Here is an 18,711-nt window from a genome sequence, read left to right on the forward strand (position 1 = left end):
AACCGGCCGGACGACGGGTCGGACGACGGGTCGGACGACATGACCGAGCAGGTAGGTCAGCGGCTGCTCGAACGCGCAACGCTCAGCGGCCGACTGGACGGTCAACCAGAGCCGGATGTCGAGATCGCTCCAGGGGTGCCCTGTGGTCGCAGCAGCTCGAACACGCTGGAGAAGCTGTCCTGCCCGTGGCCGTCAGCCGACCGTCTGTCGAGCAGGACCTTCAGCGGCTCATGTACGTCGGAGGCGATCCCGCCGGCGCGGCTCAGGTGGATGAGGCTGTCGACCGCGACCCGGTTCAGGTCGACGGTCGACACCCCGTCCTCATATGTTCCTGATGCTGCCTCGCGCGCCAGCTCCGGCAGGAACTCCGCCATGCCGTACAGCCATCGGGCCGCGAGCGGGGCGCAGGCCTCCGGAGTGGTGCCCACCGGGTCGAGCAGTGCCGCGGCGTGCAGGAATCCGGTGAGGGCCGCGGAACCGGTGCCAAGAAGCGCCAGCGAATGGATCTCGGCCGCAGCGGGGTCCGGACCGAAGTAGTGCGCCGGAGCCATTACCTCCAACTCCTGGCGGTAGGTGGTGAAGGCATCCTGGGAACCACCGTAGAGGAAGAATCCCTCCGGGGTGGCGACGGTCTGCGGAAGGGCCATCATCGCGCCGTCGAGGTAGTCGGCGCCGTGGTCGGCGGCCCAGGCGGCCAGCTCGCGGGCCTGGGCGGGGGTGACGGTGGCGAGGTTGACCAGAGTGCGGCCGCGCAGCGCCGCGCCCGCGGGCTCGAGGGTCTGTCGTACGGAGCTGTGGTGGAGGAGCGGCGCGATCACCAGGGGGCCGGCCGCGACCGCCTCGGCCGCGGTGGTCGCGCGAGTGGCGCCGCGCGCGACGAGCGGGTCGGCCCTCGCGGCGGTACGGTTCCAGACCGTCGTCGGGTAGCCGGCGGCGATGAACGCGTCGGCGATCGGCAGGCCCATCGTGCCGAGCCCGAGAATCGTGACGCGTGGCTCCGCGCGCTCAGGCATTGCGCTCTCCTTCCGTGATCGTCTCGATGACGCCGGCGATGCCGCTGGCGCCGTTCCCGTCGGCCACCGCCCGCTCCAGCAGGGTCTTGAAGAGATCCGGCACGTCGGTGCGGAGGCCGTGGCTCCGGCTTGTGTGGGCCAGGTGCTCGATCGCTGCCGCGTGCACCTCGACCGTGCCGTCGTCGTTGGGGAAGCGGCCTTCCTCCGCCTGGCGCGCGTGGTCCGCCATCAGCGAGGTGACGAACGGCATGTGCTGCGTCGCCACCGCCGCGAAGGTGGTCGGCTCGACGCCGGCCGCGCCGGCCAGCGCGAGGGCGTGGTAGAAGCCGGACAGTGCGCCCCACGCAAGGCCGAACAGCGCGGTGTCGTACACCGGCGCCAGCCCCGGATCAGCGGCAAGGTGTACGGAGTTGCCCAGGCCGGCCAGCACCTCTCGGTGCGCGGCGAAGGCGTGCTCGGAGCCGCTGAACACGAACAGCGCCTCCGGCCGCCCGACCAGCCGCGTACCGCTCATCGCGGCTCCGTCCAGGTACGCGACGCCGTGTCCGGCCGCCCAGTCGGCCATCCGCGTGGCCTCCTGCGGAGTCCCCGAGGTCAGGTTCACCAGAGTCCGCCCCCTCAGGTTCTCCGCCACCGGTGCGAGCACGTCCCGTACGGTCGCGTAGTCGGGCAGGCAGACCACCACCAGCGGGCTCGCGGAGACCGCGGCGTCCACGCCTGTGGCGCGGGAGGCGCCTTGCACGACCAGTGTGTCGGCCTTCGCTGCGGTGCGGTTCCAAACGGTTGTCGTGTGGCCGGCGGCGGCGAATGCCTGGGCGAGCCGGGATCCCATCTGGCCCAGGCCGAGCACCGACACATCCGACCGCTCCTGGTTCTGGTTCTGGTTCTGGTTCTGGTTCTGGTTCTGGTTCTGGTTCGTCGCGTTCTCCGGCATGGGGAACTCCCGCTCGTCGTCGTGTACTTCACCGAACCGGTTGGTTCGGTGTGACCTCACTGTGCGGACCGGCGCTGTCGGGGCCCTGTCGGGCCGCTGTCGGTCTCCGGGCGGCCGTGCCGGGGAGGCCGCCCGTTACCGTTTGCCCATGTACTTCTCCGTGCTCGGGCCTCTCACCGTCTCGACGACCGCAGGAGGGGCGGTCGACATTCCCGAGGCGAAGGTCCGCGCGCTGCTGGGAGTTCTGCTCGTGCGTGCGGGACGTACGGTCTCGGCCGACCGGCTGGTGGACGATCTGTGGGGCGACCGCCTGCCCCGCGACCCGGCCGGCGCCCTGCAGACGAAGGTCTCCCGGCTGCGCAGCGCCCTGGCGCGGGCCGAACCCGGGGCCGAGAAGCTGGTCGAGTCGAGGGCGCCGGGGTATGTCCTGCGCGTCGGCTCGAACGACGTGGACTCCGGCGGGTTCGCCGAGACGACCACTGCCGCGTACGCCACCGAGGACCCGCGCACCAAAGCGGAGCTGCTGACGCAGGCCCTGGCGCTGTGGAAGGGGGACGACGCCTTCGCCGGCCTCGGCGACATGGAATCCGTACGATCCGCGGCCGGGCAGCTCGCGGAGCAGCGGCTGACCGCCCTGGAAGCGCTCGCCGAGACCCGTCTGACACTGGGCGAGCACCATGCGGTGATCGGCGAACTGACGGAGCTGTCCGGCCGCCACCCGCTGCGGGAGCGGCTGCGCGCCGTTCAGCTCCGGGCGCTGTATCAGGCCGGACGGCAGTCCGAAGCGCTGGCCGTCTACACCGAGGTGCGCAGGCGACTGGCCGATGAGCTGGGCGTGGATCCCGGGCCGGAACTGGCCGCCCTCCACCAGGCGATCCTCCGCCACGACACGGCGCTGCGGGTGGCGGCTCCCGTTCCCCGGCAGGGCGGACGCGGGAGAGCCGGCGTCGGCACCCTGCCGGCTCCTCTCACGGAATTGATCGGGAGGACGGAAGCGGTGTCCGCGATACGCGAACTCCTGGCCGCACACCGGTTGGTGACGCTGACCGGCTCGGGAGGAGTGGGCAAGACCCGGCTGGCCGAGGAAGCGGCGGGCCGCATGGCTGCCGATGCCTTCCCCGACGGTGTCCGGATGGTCGGCCTCGCCGGTTCCACGGACGTGGCCGACCAGCTGAGCTCCGCATTGGGCGTACGCGAAGAGGGCGCCGTGGGCCTGGAGGACGTACTGCGTCCGAGGCGACTGCTGCTGGTGCTGGACAACTGCGAGCACGTCGTCGAGTCGGCCGCCGAGACCGTACGCCGGATCCTGGCCGCCGCCCCGGGGCTGAGCGTTCTGGCCACCAGCCGGGAGCCCCTCGGGCTGGCCGCGGAGAAGGTGTGGACCGTGCCGCCGTTGTCGCAGACCGACGCCGAGCGCCTGTTCGCGGTGCGCGGCGGCCGCGGCGCCCGGATTCGCCGTCACCGAGCGCAACGCCGAGGCCGTCGCGACGATCTGCCGTCGCCTCGACCGGATACCGCTCGCGCTGGAACTGGCCGCCACTCGGGTTCGTGCGCTGGGTGTGCACGAGATCTCCGCCCGGCTGGACGACAGGTTCCGTCTGCTGTCCGGCGGCCACCGCGGGGTACCACCGCGCCAGCGGACCCTCCGCGCGGTGATCGACTGGAGCTGGGGGCTGCTCACCGACGACGAACGGATGGTCCTGCGCCGCCTGGCCGTCTTCACCGACGGCTGCACTCTGGCAGCGGCCGAGAGGGTGTGCGGTGACGGGGACCGTAATGGGCGCGGGGGCGGTGGCGGCCGCGACCAAATCGACGTCCTCGGTCCGCTGATCCGTCTGGTGGACCGCTCGCTGGTCACCGTGGCCGACGGCCCCCGATACCGGCTGCCCGAGTCGATAGCGGCGTACGCGCTGGAACGACTGGCGGAGGCGGGCGAGAGCGACGTCCTGAACCGGCGCCATCAGGCCTACTACACCGAGTTGGCCGAGCAGGCGGCACCCCACCTGTACGGATCCGAGCAGCAGCGCCGGCTGACACTCCTCGACCAGGAACGCGGCAACCTGCGCGGCGCCCTGGAGCGTGCCGTGCGGGGGAAGGACGTCACCGGGGCCCTGCGCCTGGCGCTCGCCTCGACGTGGTACTGGTTCCTGCGTGGGCGTCTGAGCGAGGCACGGCGGTCGCTGGAGGGGGCCTTGCGGCTCTCCGGCCACGCGGAGCCCGCGCTCCGGTCCGACGCACTCCTCTGGCACGCCGGTTTCACCGTGCTGGCCGCGCAGGGATCCGGCCGTACGGTCCGGACGCCCGACGTGACGGCCACCGACGAGACAGCCGCCGACGCGACAGCTGCCGGCGAGACAGCCACCGAGAAGGCTGGTTCCGCGCGTGGCGTCTGGTTCCTCGGCTACGCGCTGCTCAGCGCGGGCGAGAACCTGTCCCGCAGCGAGGCCCTGGTGGACCGAGCCCTCAATCGTCTACGTACCGCCGGCGATCGGTGGGGTACCGCCGCGGCGCTCAGCACCCGGGCCGCGCAGGCCCTGCTACGGGGTGACCTGGCCGCCGTACGCCACAGCGCCGGGGAGGGCCATGCCCTGTTCGAGGAACTCGGCGACCACTGGGGGCAGTTGCAGACGAGCTATCCGCTGGCCGCGCTGGCCGGCATCACCGGTGACTACGCGCGCGCCGCACAACTGCACCGGGAGGGCCTCCGGCTCGCCGAGGACCTGGGATTTTGGACCCACGCCGCCGACCGGCTCACCGGGCTCGGCAGGGTCGCCCTGCTGACCGGTGACGTCCCAGAGGCGACCGAACTGCACCGGAAGGCGATGGCCCTGGCCGCCGAGCACGGCTACGCGGCGGGCGAGATCCACGCGGAGATCGGCCTCGCGCTCGCGGCCCGGCGCGAGGGCGACCTCGACCTCGCCGAGCAGCACCTGCGCACGGCCCTCGCCTGGCACCGGCGGTTCGACTTCGACCCCGGCCCCGCACTCCTGCTCGCCGAACTGGGCTTCCTCGCCGAACAGCGCGGCCAGGCCGCCGATGCCCTCTCCCTGCACCGCCAGAGCCTCGCGGTAGCTCGCGAGGGCGGCGATCCGAGGGCCGTCGCTCTCGCGTACGAGGGCCTGGCCGGCGCCTACGTCCTCCTGGGAGAGCCGGAGCGAGCCGCCCGCCTGCTCGGCACGGCCGCCCGTGCCCGCGAGGCCGCCGGCGCCCCACTGCCGAAGGCCGAACGCGGCGACGTGGACCGCATCACCGCCAGAGTCCTCGCGGCGCTCGGAATGCCGCCGTTCACCGCCGCGTTCTCAGCGGACATCGACGAGTCCGACGGCGGATCCGCATGAACCAGCCCCGGCCGCGTGGACCACCGCTGGTGACTGTGACTGTGTGTCAGTCGACCGTACGGAGGCAGCGATTCCGCCCCAGGGCACACCCTTCTCGCGTCCTAGGTCAGGTCTTAAGCCTTCAGCCCGTTACGCCGTCATGGCACCCCGCCTAGCGTTCCAGCCATGGATACGACGGGCATTCTGGACGAGGCACTCCAACGACTGCACACCTCAGGGCCCGAGCGGCTCGGACGGCTCACCAATCACGCGCCGATGGCCGTCGAGGCGCTCGCCGCTCGCGGACAGGCACGTTCGGTGCACCGCTGGCTCGATGTGTACGCACGCAAGCTTGAGGAGTTTCCGTCCTGCACGGAGCCGGTCACGGAGGCCAACTGGCGTTCCGCCCTGGGTGATCCGCGCCGGGCCGGCGACTGGATCGGCTACTTCGAGCGCGAGATCACCGAACGTCCCTGGCGCGAGGTACTCACGCGGTGGTGGCCCCGTCTTCTGCCCGGCATGTACGGCGGCTCGACGCACCCGGTGATCCGGGTGGGCCACGCCGTGCGCACTCTTCTGGCCGGTGAGAGCACCGAACCCCGCCTGGCCGAACTCGCCCACGGCCTCGGCTACTGGGCCGCTCGCCACCGCCCTGTCACGGGCATCGCCCCGCTGGCCGGCGCCGGCAGTGCGGCCGCCGCCCTCGATGCGGTACCTCCCCTCGCCGAACGGGACGGCGGCTTCCCCGACCGACTCAGCCGCGTCACGGCCCTGCCGGTGTGGGCGGCCGCGATCACGGACCCCAACGAGGCGTACCGCAGTCTCACCGAACTGGTGCGGGCGGCCACCCACCGGTATGCCACTCACGGCCACGGCGAGGAGACGATGCTGGTCCACGCGGCCACGGCTCCCAACGCCGTCCTGCGCGCCCTGCCCGCGCTCCCCCAGCCCTTCTGGGTACCGAGTCTGCGGGCCGCCTGGACGGCTTCGGCGGCGGTGACGGCGATGTACGCACCCGACTCGCCGGTCGCGTACTCCCCACCGGGCACGCTCACCGCCGACGAGATTTTCGAGCGAGCCCTGGCACACGGCGACGAACACGTCATCAAGCTGACCGACACGGCCCTCGATGTCGGCGACGAACCGGCCCTGGCGGCGGCTGTGCGCTCCATCGAGCTGAGCGAACCGTTGAGGTAGGCGGCAGCAGAGCCCGCCGCAGGGAAGCGACCGGCTCTTCCTCCGGTCCGGGAGCCACGATCGATTGTCAGTGGTGGGTGAGACGGTAGGAGCATCACGTCGGAAAGAGGGGGAGCTTTCATGTCCGGAAAGCAGAACTACATCAATCACGTCGCTCTCGTGTTGGACGCCAGTTCGTCCATGTCGCACCTGAGCCGCAAGGTCGTCGAGGTCGCCGACCAGCAGATCGAATATCTCGCTCGCCGGTCGAGGGAGCTGGACCAGGAAACCCGCGTCACGGTGTACGTCTTCGCCGACAAGGTGGAGTGCGTCATCTACGACAAGGACGTGCTGCGGATGCCGTCGCTGAAGCAGCTGTATCGGGTCGGTGGAATGACGGCTCTGCTGGCCGCCGCGCTGAAGTCGCAGCGCGAGCTTGCTCAGACCGCTCAACTGTACGGCGACCACAGCTTCCTGACGTTCGTACTGACCGACGGGCAGGAGAACGCGAGTCACCGCTGCCCGGATGCCCCCGCGAGCGATCCGCGGGAGCTGGTGAAGGCCGTCGCCGAGATGATCGAGACGCAGGAGGACAACTGGACGCTTGCCGTGCTGGTGCCGGACCAGGCGGGCAAGCGCGAGGCGATGCAGTGCGGTTTCCCGAAGGAGAACATCGCCGTCTGGGACGCCACGAGCACGCGAGGTCTGGAGGAGGCCGGGCAGGTCATCCGGCAGGCCACCGAGAAATTCATGGTCGGCCGCACGCAGGGTGTCCGGGGATCTCGGGCGGTGTTCTCCGCGGGTGCGGAGACGGTCAACAAGGACACCATCAAGGCGGCCGGTCTCACCCCAGTGGATCCGTCGGATTACCAGCTGATTCCGGTGGCTCGTGACGCGGCGATCCGGGAATGGGTCGTCGAATGCGGGCACACGTACCGTACGGGTGCTGCGTTCTATCAGCTGAGCAAGTCGGAGAAGATCCAGGCGCGGAAGCAAATAGCGGTACTGGAGAAGAAGACGGACCGGGTGTATACGGGGCCCGAGGCGCGAGCTCTGCTCGGCCTGCCGGACGTGGAAGTGCGGGTCAAGCCGGACCACAACGACGACTTCACGATCTTCGTCCAGAGCACCAGCGTGAACCGGAAGCTCGTACCGCACACGCGGCTCCTGCTGATGTCCTGACCCCGTGGAAGCCCCGGTCGGTCCTGGAGGCTTCGCGGGCCGCCCTCCGGCCGGCGAGGCGCCGCCGGGACCGACTGCGGGGACGGCCTGCGCCGCGGATCACGACACGCAGATGCAGAACTCGTTCCCCTCGGGGTCCTGCCAGACCTGCCAGAGGTTCTCCTGCATCTCTCCAACCGCTGTGGCTCCCAGCGCTGCGGCGCGGGCGACGGCCTCGGGGAAGTCGTCGGCGACCAAGTCCACATGGATGCGGTTCTTGGCCGTCTTGGGCTCGGGAACGCGCTGAAGGAATGATCCCCATGCGCATCCGGCTCGTCCAGGGCCTCGCCCTGCTCTCCACCGGCGCCCTCGCCGGCGCGTTCGGCTACGGGGCGGCCAACCTCGTACCCGCCTTCAACGCCGTGCCGCTCGACTACGCCCGTACAAGCGCCGCTTTCGCCACCTTCGCGCTCCTGATTCTGCTCTCCCTGCGCACCGAGGCCGGGCGGACGCAGTAGGCCCGCGGTTCTGCTTCTGTCAGTGCCGTCTGGCAGGGTTCGCCACATGAACGATCATCCGATGCGGTCGGGCGCGGTGGTGGCCGGGACGATGAAAGGTCGTCGGCGTTCCCCTTCCCGGAACCGCCGCGGCCCGGGTGAGGGCTGATGGGCGACTACTTCCAGACGATCGCCGACATCGACGCGACCGCCGAGGAGGCCGAGGCGCTGGGGGCGCGGGTGGTGGCGTGGCTGGTCAGCGAGGGGGTCGTACACGCGGAGCGGACGTCCGAGATGCTGGGCAGGCCGGTGTACTCGCCGGGGCCACGGTGGGACGACGTCACACAGTGGCCGAAGCAGAGCACCGACGGGCTGGCCGTCATCACCCGCCGTACCGTCTTCTGGGGATCCCTCGGCTCCGACGGCTCCCCCGTCTGCCCGCACTGCTCGGCGCGGGCCGACGTCGCACCCTGGCCGGGAGCCGTGGAGGTCTGGCGCCGGACCGGCACCGCCGAGCTGCGGTGCCCGGCGTGCGGTCGCATGGTCCCGCTGGCCGAGTGGGCGTGGGAGGACGACCGTTTCGCATTCGCCCACCTCGGCTTCGAGATATGGAACGCGGCCCTGCTCCGCCCCGAGTTCGTCGCGGGGTTCGGCCGCGTCCTCGGCCACCGGATCCGTACGCTCGCGGGGAAGCTCTGACCGCCGGTGCCGCGCGCGTGGTTCCGTCTCTTGGGGGTGGTACGGGACCGTCATCGGGCTTCTCGGGGTCTTCGAGGAGCCGGACCGCTGCCGGGGTGAGCCGAGTGTCCTCCGCGGTGCAGTAGTGCGGGGGAACACACCGTCCGGGGATCGGCGGGTCTGGTCGTTTCGCGGCGCCAGGGACGCTACAAATTCCACGACCTGAACACCGAACCCCTTGAGCGCGTCGTGATGCGATGGCTCAGGCCCGACACACCGGAGAACACTCCATGAGGATCCACCTGACCAGCGTCTTCGTCGACGACCAGGACAAGGCCCTGCGCTTCTACACGGATGTGCTGGGCTTCGTGAAGAAGCACGACGTCCCGCTGGGTACGGACCGGTGGCTGACCGTGGTCTCGCCGGAGGACCCCGACGGGACCGAACTGCTGCTTGAACCCTCCGGCCACCCGGCCGTGCAGCCGTACAAGACGGCGCTGGTCGAGGACGGGATCCCGGCCACCTCCTTCGCCGTGGACGACGTACACGCGGAGTTCAACCGACTGCGGGGGCTCGGGGTGCGCTTCACCCAAGAGCCGCTGGAGATGGGTCCCGTCACGACGGCGGTTCTGGACGACACCTGCGGCAACCTGATCCAGATCATGCACAGCAAGTCCATGTGATTCAACGGAAGGCGTCGGCGTTCTCCGCAGCCCATTGCCGGAACGGGCGGGCCGGCGTTCCGGTGATCCGTGTGACCGTGTCGCGCACCCTCAGCAGCCCGTCGTTCACGTCTCCACCCGTGACGTCGAGGACCGCTTCCGCGGCCTCGGCCCCGAAGACCGCGACCATGTGTGCGCGGGCCTCCCGGCGGCTGATCTCGACGAAGGGGACCTCCCGGCCCAGTGCCGCCGCGATGGCCTCGACCTGCCCTCGGGCGGTCACCGGTTCCGGACCGGTCAAGGCGTATGTGCGGCTCCGGTGGCCGGGCTCGGTCAGTGCCACCCGGGCCACCGCCGCGATGTCCGCAGGGTGGATGGTCGGCAGCGCGGTCTCGGCGTACGGCGCACGGACGGTCTCGCGGGCCCGGATGGTGTCCGCCCACATCAGGGCGTTCGAGGCGAACTGCGTCGGCCGCAGGATCGTCCAGGCCATGCCGCTCGCCTTGAGCAGTTGCTCCACTGCCAGGTTCCTGCCGGCGGGGCCCAGGTGCGGGTGGGTCTCAACGGTGATGGACGACACCAGGACGACGTGCTCCACACCCGCGGTGCGGGCGGCTTCGAGAATCTCGGCGTCTGATCCCAGACCCGACACGAGAAACAGCGAGCGCACCCCTTCGAGCGCGGGCTTCAACGACGCCGGCTCCGCGAAGTCGCCCTCCACGGCCTCGACGCCTTCGGGGAAGACAGCCCGTGCGGCATCACGCGTGAGGCCTCTCAACGGCCCTGCACCGCGAGCGCGCAACTCCCTCAGCAGGGCACTGCCTATGTTTCCGGTGGCTCCGGTCACGAGGATCATGAGTGTCTTCCCGTCGTCGGTCGTCAGGTCGTCGGTCGTCAGGTAAGCCACACGCTAGAACCTCAACAAGGCTTGAGGTCAAGGACGGTGGCGCGCCCTCCAACCACGTGACGGGCTCAGCGCTCCACCCGGCCTGCCTGTTTCGCCGGGTAGAGCGCTGAGTGGGAAGCTGTTCAGCTGGCGGCGTCCTGCGGGTACCAGCGCAGTTCGACCGTGTTGCCGTCCGGGTCCTTGACGTAGACCGACTGCGCCGAGCCGCGCGCGCCCCAGCGCGGGACGGGGCCCTCGATGACGTCGAACGTCCCGGAGTCGATGACCTCCTGCCAGTCGAGCGGGTCCACGACCAGGCAGATGTGGTCGACGTTGGACTCGCCTCGCGGACGGGAGAAGAGGTCGATGACCGTGCTCTCGTCGATGCGCACGGACGGGAAGGGCACCTTGCCGGCCCGCCACTCCTCGACCCGCTCGGGGGCGAGGCCCAGGGGGCCGGTGTAGAACTCCAGCGCCTTGTCGACGTCGGTCACGTTGAGCACCAGGTGGTCGAAGGCTTTGACTCGCATGACAGGTCCTCCGGTCTTCTTGCGTTTCTTGTCTGCTTACATGGGCGCGCCGGCACCGGCTCAGCGGCCGTCGATGAGGGCGTCGGCGAGGTCCGGGGAGAAGGAGCCGGCCGGCGGGGAGCCCGCCGGGCATTCGGCGGAGTCGCCGTCCGAGTCGCCCGGGTTCTTGATCCACAGGAGGTACTCGGCGCCGCCCGTGCCGGCCCGTGAGGTCACGCCCAGCTTGCGCCCGGCCGGGTTGCAGAAGCCGACGTGCCCGCTGCTCGGGACGCCGGGCGTCACATAGGCGCCGTTGCCGTTGCGGGCGGTGTCCACGACCCAGCGGGCGTCGACGCCGAAGTCGGCCTTGAGCTGGGCGGCCAGCCTGCTGCCGTACTCGTTGGAGATCTCGGTGGAGTCGAAGTTCGAGACGCCGATGGAGACGCCGCGGGCCATCGAGACGCCGGAGCGGTTGAGCAGATAGGCCATCCGCTTCAGGCCGATGCCGCCGTTGCCGTCACTGCCGCTGAGGTCCTGCCCCAAGGTCCAGGTGGCGTTGCCTCCGTCGAGATACGTCTGGACGAAGGGGCCCTGCGCCCTGAGGTGTTGGTTGGCGTACCAGAGCATGTCGAAGCGTGCTTCGAGGGCTTCACCGGAGATGCAGGCCGGGTCGGAGGACTGGGCGACCGCGTCGGGCTCCAGGACCACGATGGCCGGACGGCCCTCGATGCCCTGGGCGAAGGCGTCGATCCACTCCTTGTAGCGGTCGGCGTCGGCGGAGCCGCCCGAGGAGGCGCCGCCGCAGTCACGGCCGGGGATGTTGTAGGCGACGAGCACGGGGAGCTTCCCCTTGGCCGCCGCCGCTCCCACGTAGTCGCTCACCTCGGCGCGGATGCCGGTCGCGGCGTTGCCGTCGGCGTCCCAGTTGCCGAACCACTTCACGGTGGTGTGGTCCGCGATGGCCGCCTTGATCTTCCCGGCGCGGGGGTCCGTCGTGCCCTGGACCCACCTCATCGCCGTGCCGGCGGGGTCGGTGTAGAAGCCTTCGCGCGCCGTCGAGGTGGTCAGCGAGACGTTGTCCAGGATGACGTCGGTCCTGACGGCCTGGCCGCCGACCTGGAAGTCGATGTGCCCGTCGTTCGAATCCAGCGTGGACGTGAAGGTCCAGCTGAACCGCTGGGCGGTGGTCGTCAGGCCGACTTCGTTGGCCAGGGACGTCGGGTACGGCTCGGTCCCCAGCTGCACCGTCGACTTGACCTTCGTCGTCCTGGAGGCCTTGGCGTCGAAGGACAGGGTGTACGTGACGCCCGGGCGCAGCCTGATGTCGTTCTGCCCCACGACCGTGCGATACCACTGCCCGACCTGGTCGGCGGGGGCCGGTTCGACCGTGGCCCGCAGCGCGCCGTCCACGGATCTCACCAAGACGCCCGAACTCCCCCACCAGTTCGCCGTGTCCGTGTCGAAGGTGCCGTTGCGCGCCAGTTCGCCGTAGACGGCCTGCTCGGGTGCCGCCTCGGCGGCGGTGGCGGGGACGGTGAGAAGGGCCGCGGCGAGCGCGCAGGCGCTCAGAGTGGTGAGTGCTATGGAGGTGTTTTTCATGCTCAGCTTTCTTCGGTCCTCTTCGATCGGTTTCGATCTTCTTAGCACCACGGGGGACAAGAGCGCCCCGCCGACGGGGGAGACGGCGGGGCGCGTTCTCAGTGTGACAGGCGAGGGCTGCGAACGTGTCCGTTTCCCCGCTCTTCCCCCGCGGCACCCAGTGACGACGAGCGGAGACCTCCCCTGGAGGCCGTGACAGGATCCACCGTCATGAGCATTGAACGAACCACGCCGACGGACCGGGCCGTCGCCCTGGTCACCGGTTCCACGTCGGGCATCGGGGAGGCCGTCGCGCGCCGGCTGGCGAAGGACGGGACGCGGGTGGTCGTGCACTCGCGGCGCAGTGCGGAGGCCGGGCAGGCGTTGGCTGCGGAGCTCGGCGGGGCGTATCTGCGGGCGGATCTGGCGGTGGAGGACGAGGCTCGGGGGCTGGTCGAGGCGGCACTCGACCGGTTCGGGCGGCTGGACGTGCTGGTGAACAACGCGGGCATCAGTTGGCCGATCCCGCACGACGACCTGGCCGCGGCGACGCCGGCGGACTGGCGGCGGCTGCTGGAGGTCAACCTGATCGCGCCCTGGGTGCTGTGCACGGCGGCACTTCCGGCGCTACGCCGGTCCCCCGACGGCGGCAGCATCGTGAACATCACCAGCCACGCAGGGGTCCGCCCCAAGGGCTCCTCCGTGCCGTACGCGGCGAGCAAGGCCGCGCTGAACCACGTGACCCGGCTCCTCGCCGCCGCGCTCGGGCCGGAGGTGCGGGTGAACGCGGTCGCTCCAGGGCTGGTGGACACGCCCATGACGAAGGACTGGGCCCAGGCACACGAGTTGTGGCGGGACCGCGCGCCCATGCGGCGCCCGGCTCAGCCCGCCGACGTGGCCGACCTCGTCGCGTCGTTGATCGCCAGCACGTACCTCACCGGTGAGGTCGTCGTGCTCGACGGCGGACTGAACCTGACCTGACCTGACCCGACCCGACCCGGCCCGACCCGACCTGACCGGGCCCGACTGACCGCGTCCGGCCCGACCTGACCACACCTGGCCCGACCTGGTCACACCCGGGCCCGACCTGACCTGGCCGAATCCGCTCGGCGCGCGCGATCCCACAACTGGCCCCATCCTGAGCATGGAGCCCGCCCGGGAGCCCTTCGCACGTCGACCGGGCGGGCCGCAGCTACCGCGCCAGATAGTCCTCCCGCAGGGCGTTGAGGATCTCGGCGGCCTCGGGGAGTTCCGCCTTCCTGCAGCGCGCCGCCGCCGTCGTCAGTCGGGCGACGGCCTCCTTGAACAGGCCGAGGCCGTTGCCCTCGATCAGGGCGGCGATCCGGACGGCTTCGGCACGCGGCACCTCGCCGTGCTCCCCGCCCCGTTCGTGGGCGGCGATGGCGGCCTCCGCCTCCGCCAGGGCCTCCGGGAAGCGTTCGGCCTCCGCCAGGACGCGGGCGCGGCGGTAGTGCACGGTGCCGCTCTCGTACCAGGGAACGAAGTTCTCGGTGCCTTCCGGCACAGCGGCCCGGACCTCGTCGGCCTGTGCCAGATGGCCCAGTGCCGCGTCCAGGCCCTCGCTCCCCCGGCACAGCATGGTGAGGCGTGCGAACTCGCACATCATGGTGCTGATCACGGAGGGGTTCGGTGCCTCGGCGTGGGACGCGACGGCGCGCGCGTACGCCGTGTCCGCCGCGTCCCAGCGGTCGGCCATCGCCAGCGCGGTGGCCGCTTCCGCCGCCACCAGGGTGTGCACCGCGCGGTCGTCCTCCCACCCGGCGACGGTGTCCGCAAGCCGCAGGAACTCCTCGGCCGCGGGCAGGTACTCCTCCAGCTCCCGCAGCCCCCGTGCCAGGGTCAGCCGCGCCTGGGCGACGAGTCGTTCGTCGAGGGCGGAGGCCGACTCGTCGGAGAGTACGGATTCGAGTACGGCGACGGCGTCGGCCCGCTGCCCGGTGCGCGCGAGGACGTCGGCGAGCTGGAGGCGCATGTCCGTGGCCTCGTTGTGCGCCCCGTCCTGGTCGAACCGCGCGGCGGCCTCCGAGAGGTACCGCACGGCGCCGCCGGAGTCCCCGAGATGCGAGGCGGCGTGGCCGAGCAGCGCGTACGTGGGTGCCAGCTGGAAGTCCGTGTCGTCGTGGCGGACGGCGTCGGCGATGGCCCGGTGCAGCAGCTCCACCGCCTCCGCCGGCTCGTCCTTGGCCAGCAGGATCTGGGCGAGCAGCGCGCGCGGGCGCGATCCGCGCCAGGGGCGCCCGGAGTCGTCGACGTTCTCCAGTGCCGCGCGCAGCTCCGCCTCGGCGCGCACGAGGTCACCCCGGCGGCCGGCCAGGTCGGCGACGAACTGCCGCGCGCTGGCAATCTGGTGGGGGACGGACAGACGCTCCGCCTCCGCGTGCAGTGTCCGGGCCTCTTCCTCGAACCGCTCGACCGCCGAACCGGTGGGCTCCGGCAGTTCCCGCAGCACCTCCTGGTAGGCGGCGAACGTGCGGGAGTACAGCACGCCGAGGTACTCCAGTACGCGCTCCGTCCGCCTCTCGGCTTCCGACTCCGGCTCCCCCTCCCCCGGGGCCTCGCCGGTCAGCGGGGCCTCGGTCAGAAGACGTTCCACTGCGCGCCTGGTCTCGTCGAGGCCAGCCTGGACCGCCTCCGCGTCGGGCCGTTCGGTACGGGAATCCGCGCTCTCGTCCGGGGCGGTGGTCCAGGCGAAGACCCGGGTACGGGCGGAGAGGGCGTGCCAGGGCATCCCGAGCCGCTCGAACAGAACCTCGGCGCGTCGCAGCTCGGTGACGCTCTCCGCGCTGAAGTCGTCCTGCGAGAGCAGGTACGCGCGGTGCTCGGCGAGTTCCGCGCGCAGCAGGTCCTCGGGGCCGAGCCGGGGGTCGTGCGTGGCGTTCTCGTCCGCCACGCGTTCGGCGACACGGGCCCAGAGCCTGGTGCTGCCGGGGTGCCCCTTGGCCGCCAGACGCCGCGCCTCGCGCACCAGGGAGACGAAATCCTCGGGAAGGTCCGGCACGGCGGCGGCCGTCGGGACGGCGGTGGAGACGGCCGCCGCCCGCTCCCCGGCCCCGGCCCCGGCACCAGCACCCCGGCCCGCACCCGCACCCGTCCCCGCACCGGAAGGGCGTGTGAGGGAGGTCCGCAGTCCGAGCGGGAGCGGCTCGTCGAGCAGCGGGGTCCGGCCGAGGCGCAGCCGGCGGCGGTCGCCGACGGCCGTCGTGCCGTTGCGTGCGTCGAACGCGCCGGCGAGCCGGTCCGCCTCTGAACGGACATGGGTGAGGAGTTCGGCTGCGGTCCAGTTCCGTCCGGGCGGGCCGGCGACGGCGGTGTCGGCGTGCCCGTCGCCGACGAGACGGTGGAGCAGCACCTCGACGCCGGTGAGGAAGCCGAGGCGGGCCAGCGGAGCGCCGGTCGCCTCGAACAGCGGACGGTTCTCCGCCAGGATCTCCAGCCCCCGTCCCTCGTTGCGCGACAGGGCGCAGAACTCCAGGTGCAGACCGACCTCGTCCTGCATGCCCGTATTGCCCCGGACCCGCCGGTAGCCGGTGAGGTGGTGGGAGCGAGCCTCGTCCGCGCGGTCGGCGCGCAGCAGCGGCAGCAGGGCGCGCGCCTGGCTCATCTGCGGCTCCTCGCTGCAGCCCATCGTTCCGTCGAGGACCGGTCGCCAGCTCTCGAGGGCCGCGGCGTCGTCGCCCGACGTCACCTGGTGCCAGGCGAGGTGCCGGGTCTCGCAGGCCTCGCAGTCGCTCAGTTCGGTACGGGGCCGGGTGGCCCACAGGTCGTAGGCGTCGGCGACCCCGGCGCCGGTGTGGGAGGCGACGTGGTAGCGCATCGCCGCCACCGGCTGCATGCCGTGGTCCGCCTTCTCGTAGCGGACGCGCATCTGGTCGATCCAGCCGTGGACGGTGGCCAGGGGCACCTCGGGCACCTGCAGCAGGGACGTCGTCACCCACTTGAAGCGCCAGAAGATCTGGTGGGCCTCCCACTGGCTGAAGGACTCGGGGGAGGTGTCCCACAGCTTGAGCAGGCGGGCGAAGGTGACGGGCGACTTGCGGTGTTCGCCGGTGAACTCGTACGCCGACATCAGTTCGAGCAGGGCCGTGACGAGGACGTCGGGCTTGTCGAAGGGCTCGGCGGCCTCGACGAGCTCCTCGGCCGTGATGGTGCGCTGCAGGCCGTGGGGGCGGTCGTTGTTCTCGCGCAGCGCCTCGACCACGGCCTCGGGGGTGTCCAGCATCTACATTTCCTTCCGGGGCTCGGAGCCGGGTGCCGCCGTGCCGGAGTGGTGCATGGCGTGGGTGAGCAGGCCGATGAAGGCCCGGTTGAGCAGGGCGCTCTCGCTCGCCCGGAGCGGACGGCGGCTGAGCAGCAGGGCCTGGCCGTAGAGGGCCTCGGCGGTCGTGACGGCCAGGCCGCGCTCGGTGATCGTGATCGCCTGGCGGACCAGCGGGTTGAGGTGGTTCAGGACGAGCTGGGCGCGCGGGGTCTCGTGGCGCAGGGAGCCGAGGATGTCGGCCCACAGCCCGTCGCTGTCGGCGGCCAGGCTCGACCTGGTCCGCTCGTGGCGGGCGTCCCGGTTGTCGAGGAGGAGCGCGGGGGCGGTGACGGGCTGGAAGTCGCGCAGGACGACGTCGCAGTCGTGGACGCCGATGGTCTCCCGGGCGACGGCGAGGAAGGCCGCGGCGCGGAGTTCGGCGGTCGGGTCGACGGCGTCGAGATGGGCCGTGACGGTGGCGGGGTCGAGGTCGGTGACGGACGTCCCGGGCCGGATCTCGGGCAGTCGGAGCACGAGGTCGCGGTCGTAGGTGTAACCGCCGTTGACGACGCCCAGGCCGGCGGCCGCGGCGATGGGGGCGACCTGGCGGAACTCCTCCACACTGCGCGTGACCAGGAGGGTCGGGTGCGTCCGCGCGAACTCCTCAAGGTGACATTGCCGTCGGTGGTCTCGAACGGCAGCCACGGCAGCACGATGCGCAGCAGCTCGTCGTCGTAACGGGCGAGCGCCTTGACGGCGAGGTGGTGCGTGTCGATGAAGCGGTGCAGCAGGGACGGGTCGCTGGCGGCGAGTCCGGTGAGCCAGTCACGGATCCGGTCGCCCAGGGCGTCCCGTACGGCGGACAGGGTGCCGTCCTCGTACAGCGACTCCCGGGACGCCGTGGGCCGCAGACTGGTCGTGTCGACCACGCAGCGTACGAAGAAGGCCCAGTCCGGCAGCAGTTCGGGGGCCTGGTCGGTGAGCAGCATGCCCTTGAGATGCACCCGGTGCCCCGCGCGCTGGGCCGGGCTCACGGCCGTGGGAAGGACGTAGGCGACGCCGCGCAGGCCCGCCGCCGGGAGGTCGAGCTCGATGGCGTCGAGCGGGGTGAAGTCGAAGAGGCCGCGGCAGTACGCGGTCATCGCCTCGCGGCGCGCCAGTGGGGAACGGTGGTGCCGCTCCCACGGGGGTGTCTCGTTGACCTGGTGCAGCTCGCCCCGCGGTCCGACGACGGTGACCTCGTGACGGAGGAGGCCGCCGTAGTGCCGGGCCAGGGAGGCCACCTGCTCCGGGCTCGTCCACTCGGCGCTGTCGGCGCGCGGGACGAGACGGACGGTGGTGCCCGGCTCGGGCACGGCCGAGGCGGGCAGGGTACGGATGGTGTAGCGGCCGTCGGAGTGGCCGCGCCACTCGACGGCGGGCGCCGACGGGTCGGCGGCGGAGCGGCTGAGCACCGTGATCTCGTCGGCGACGACGAAGCAGGCGAGCAGACCGATGCCGAACTGGCCGATGAAGTCCCCGCGGCCGGCCTCGAGCCCGGCGCCGTCCAGGGCGCCGTCGGCGGTCCGCTTGGAGCTGCGGCCGATGGTGGCGAGGAACCGGTGGACGTCGGCCTCGGTCAGGCCGATGCCGGTGTCCGTGACGGTGAGGGTGTCACCGGTGCGTACGGTGATGGTGCCGGGAGTGCCGGATGTGCCGGACGTGCCGGACGCGATCGCCTGGCGTGCGGTGATGGCGTCGACGGCGTTCTGCAGCAGCTCGCGCAGGTAGACGCGGGGGCTGGAGTAGAGGTGGTGGGAGAGCAGGTCGACCAGACCGCGCAAGTCGACCTGGAAGGTGTGGGCGGTCTCGGAGTGAGGCACCTGGCGGAGTCTTTCGGTGGGCGCCCGCGGCCTGAGCGGCGCGAGCGGGAAAGTGGACGGAAAGGTACGGAGGCGGGGTACGGAGGCAGGGGTACGAGGAGGGGGGCCGCCGACGAAGCGTTCCGGCGGGGCGGGCGGAGGCTGCCTACGGGCGCGGCTCCTGTGACGGCCGGACCCGCC

At 71.5% G+C, this 18,711-nt stretch carries 14 protein-coding genes and 3 pseudogenes; 9 read left to right on the forward strand and 8 right to left on the reverse strand.

All coding sequences use genetic code 11. The features are described from left to right. Positions 1 to 101 precede the first annotated feature (101 nt). Both ACF06X_RS27275 and ACF06X_RS27280 read right to left on the reverse strand, forming a co-directional pair. Positions 102 to 1,013 carry an NAD(P)-dependent oxidoreductase gene (locus ACF06X_RS27275; protein ID WP_392289926.1) on the reverse strand — a complete coding sequence of 304 codons (912 nt, stop codon included), beginning with the start codon at positions 1,011 to 1,013 and terminating at the stop codon, positions 102 to 104. Next, on the reverse strand, positions 1,006 to 1,947 hold the full coding sequence (locus ACF06X_RS27280) for an NAD(P)-dependent oxidoreductase (protein ID WP_392289927.1): 942 nt from the start codon (positions 1,945 to 1,947) through the stop codon (positions 1,006 to 1,008). Before ACF06X_RS27280 ends, ACF06X_RS27275 begins: the two co-directional genes overlap by 8 nt. A 148-nt stretch (positions 1,948 to 2,095) precedes the next feature. On the opposite strand from ACF06X_RS27280, the gene ACF06X_RS27285 reads away from it, so the two are divergent. The 4 genes from ACF06X_RS27285 to ACF06X_RS27300 all read left to right on the forward strand — a co-directional run bounded on the left by ACF06X_RS27285 (position 2,096) and on the right by ACF06X_RS27300 (position 7,622). After that, positions 2,096 to 3,712: a BTAD domain-containing putative transcriptional regulator gene (locus tag ACF06X_RS27285; RefSeq protein WP_392289928.1), complete on the forward strand. Its 1,617-nt coding sequence runs from the start codon at positions 2,096 to 2,098 to the stop codon at positions 3,710 to 3,712. Beyond that, a complete protein-coding gene (locus ACF06X_RS27290; protein ID WP_392289929.1) occupies positions 3,600 to 5,285 on the forward strand; it encodes an ATP-binding protein in 1,686 nt (561 codons plus the stop codon). Before ACF06X_RS27285 ends, ACF06X_RS27290 begins: the two co-directional genes overlap by 113 nt. Before the next feature lie 165 nt (positions 5,286 to 5,450). Continuing rightward, on the forward strand, positions 5,451 to 6,461 hold the full coding sequence (locus ACF06X_RS27295) for a questin oxidase family protein (protein WP_392289930.1): 1,011 nt from the start codon (positions 5,451 to 5,453) through the stop codon (positions 6,459 to 6,461). Between the two features lie 120 nt (positions 6,462 to 6,581). Next, positions 6,582 to 7,622 carry a vWA domain-containing protein gene (locus ACF06X_RS27300; RefSeq protein WP_392289931.1) on the forward strand — a complete coding sequence of 347 codons (1,041 nt, stop codon included), beginning with the start codon at positions 6,582 to 6,584 and terminating at the stop codon, positions 7,620 to 7,622. Between the two features lie 99 nt (positions 7,623 to 7,721). Here ACF06X_RS27300 and ACF06X_RS27305 read toward each other — a convergent pair. Further along, a pseudogene (locus tag ACF06X_RS27305) lies at positions 7,722 to 7,943 on the reverse strand (VOC family protein); the annotation flags it as partial. Between ACF06X_RS27305 and ACF06X_RS27310 the strand changes: the two are divergent. The 4 genes and pseudogenes from ACF06X_RS27310 to ACF06X_RS27325 all read left to right on the forward strand — a co-directional run bounded on the left by ACF06X_RS27310 (position 7,922) and on the right by ACF06X_RS27325 (position 9,459). Beyond that, on the forward strand, positions 7,922 to 8,119 hold the full coding sequence (locus tag ACF06X_RS27310) for a hypothetical protein (protein ID WP_392289932.1): 198 nt from the start codon (positions 7,922 to 7,924) through the stop codon (positions 8,117 to 8,119). The pseudogene ACF06X_RS27305 and the gene ACF06X_RS27310 overlap by 22 nt on opposite strands. A gap of 147 nt (positions 8,120 to 8,266) precedes the next feature. After that, positions 8,267 to 8,797: a hypothetical protein gene (locus ACF06X_RS27315; protein ID WP_392289933.1), complete on the forward strand. Its 531-nt coding sequence runs from the start codon at positions 8,267 to 8,269 to the stop codon at positions 8,795 to 8,797. Positions 8,798 to 8,947: 150 nt separating this feature from the next. After that, positions 8,948 to 9,070, forward strand: a pseudogene (locus ACF06X_RS27320) (transcriptional regulator); the annotation flags it as partial. Beyond that, a complete protein-coding gene (locus tag ACF06X_RS27325; protein WP_392289934.1) occupies positions 9,067 to 9,459 on the forward strand; it encodes a VOC family protein in 393 nt (130 codons plus the stop codon). The pseudogene ACF06X_RS27320 and the gene ACF06X_RS27325, both read left to right, overlap by 4 nt. 1 nt (position 9,460) lies before the next feature. Here ACF06X_RS27325 and ACF06X_RS27330 read toward each other — a convergent pair whose 3' ends face one another. The 3 genes from ACF06X_RS27330 to ACF06X_RS27340 all read right to left on the reverse strand — a co-directional run bounded on the left by ACF06X_RS27330 (position 9,461) and on the right by ACF06X_RS27340 (position 12,432). After that, complete coding sequence (locus tag ACF06X_RS27330) at positions 9,461 to 10,294, reverse strand: SDR family oxidoreductase (RefSeq protein WP_392290188.1); 834 nt, start codon at positions 10,292 to 10,294, stop codon at positions 9,461 to 9,463. A 173-nt stretch (positions 10,295 to 10,467) separates the two neighbouring features. Further along, the gene (locus tag ACF06X_RS27335; RefSeq protein ID WP_392289935.1) at positions 10,468 to 10,854 is read right to left on the reverse strand and encodes a VOC family protein; all 387 of its coding nucleotides are present in this window, start codon (positions 10,852 to 10,854) and stop codon (positions 10,468 to 10,470) included. Positions 10,855 to 10,914: 60 nt separating this feature from the next. After that, complete coding sequence (locus tag ACF06X_RS27340; protein WP_392289936.1) at positions 10,915 to 12,432, reverse strand: glycoside hydrolase family 6 protein; 1,518 nt, start codon at positions 12,430 to 12,432, stop codon at positions 10,915 to 10,917. 210 nt (positions 12,433 to 12,642) lie between these two features. Here ACF06X_RS27340 and ACF06X_RS27345 point away from each other — a divergent pair, with 210 nt between their 5' ends. Then, complete coding sequence (locus tag ACF06X_RS27345) at positions 12,643 to 13,392, forward strand: SDR family NAD(P)-dependent oxidoreductase (RefSeq protein ID WP_392289937.1); 750 nt, start codon at positions 12,643 to 12,645, stop codon at positions 13,390 to 13,392. Between the two features lie 211 nt (positions 13,393 to 13,603). Here the strand turns inward: ACF06X_RS27345 and ACF06X_RS27350 are convergent, their stop codons facing one another. After that, entirely contained in the window at positions 13,604 to 16,651 is a 3,048-nt protein-coding gene (locus ACF06X_RS27350; protein ID WP_392289938.1) for a tetratricopeptide repeat protein, read from the reverse strand. Further along, a pseudogene (locus ACF06X_RS27355) lies at positions 16,652 to 18,531 on the reverse strand (HSP90 family protein). Positions 18,532 to 18,711: the final 180 nt, after the last annotated feature.

It is taken from the genome of Streptomyces sp. NPDC015346, assembly GCF_043078785.1.
Lineage (GTDB): Bacteria > Actinomycetota > Actinomycetes > Streptomycetales > Streptomycetaceae > Streptomyces.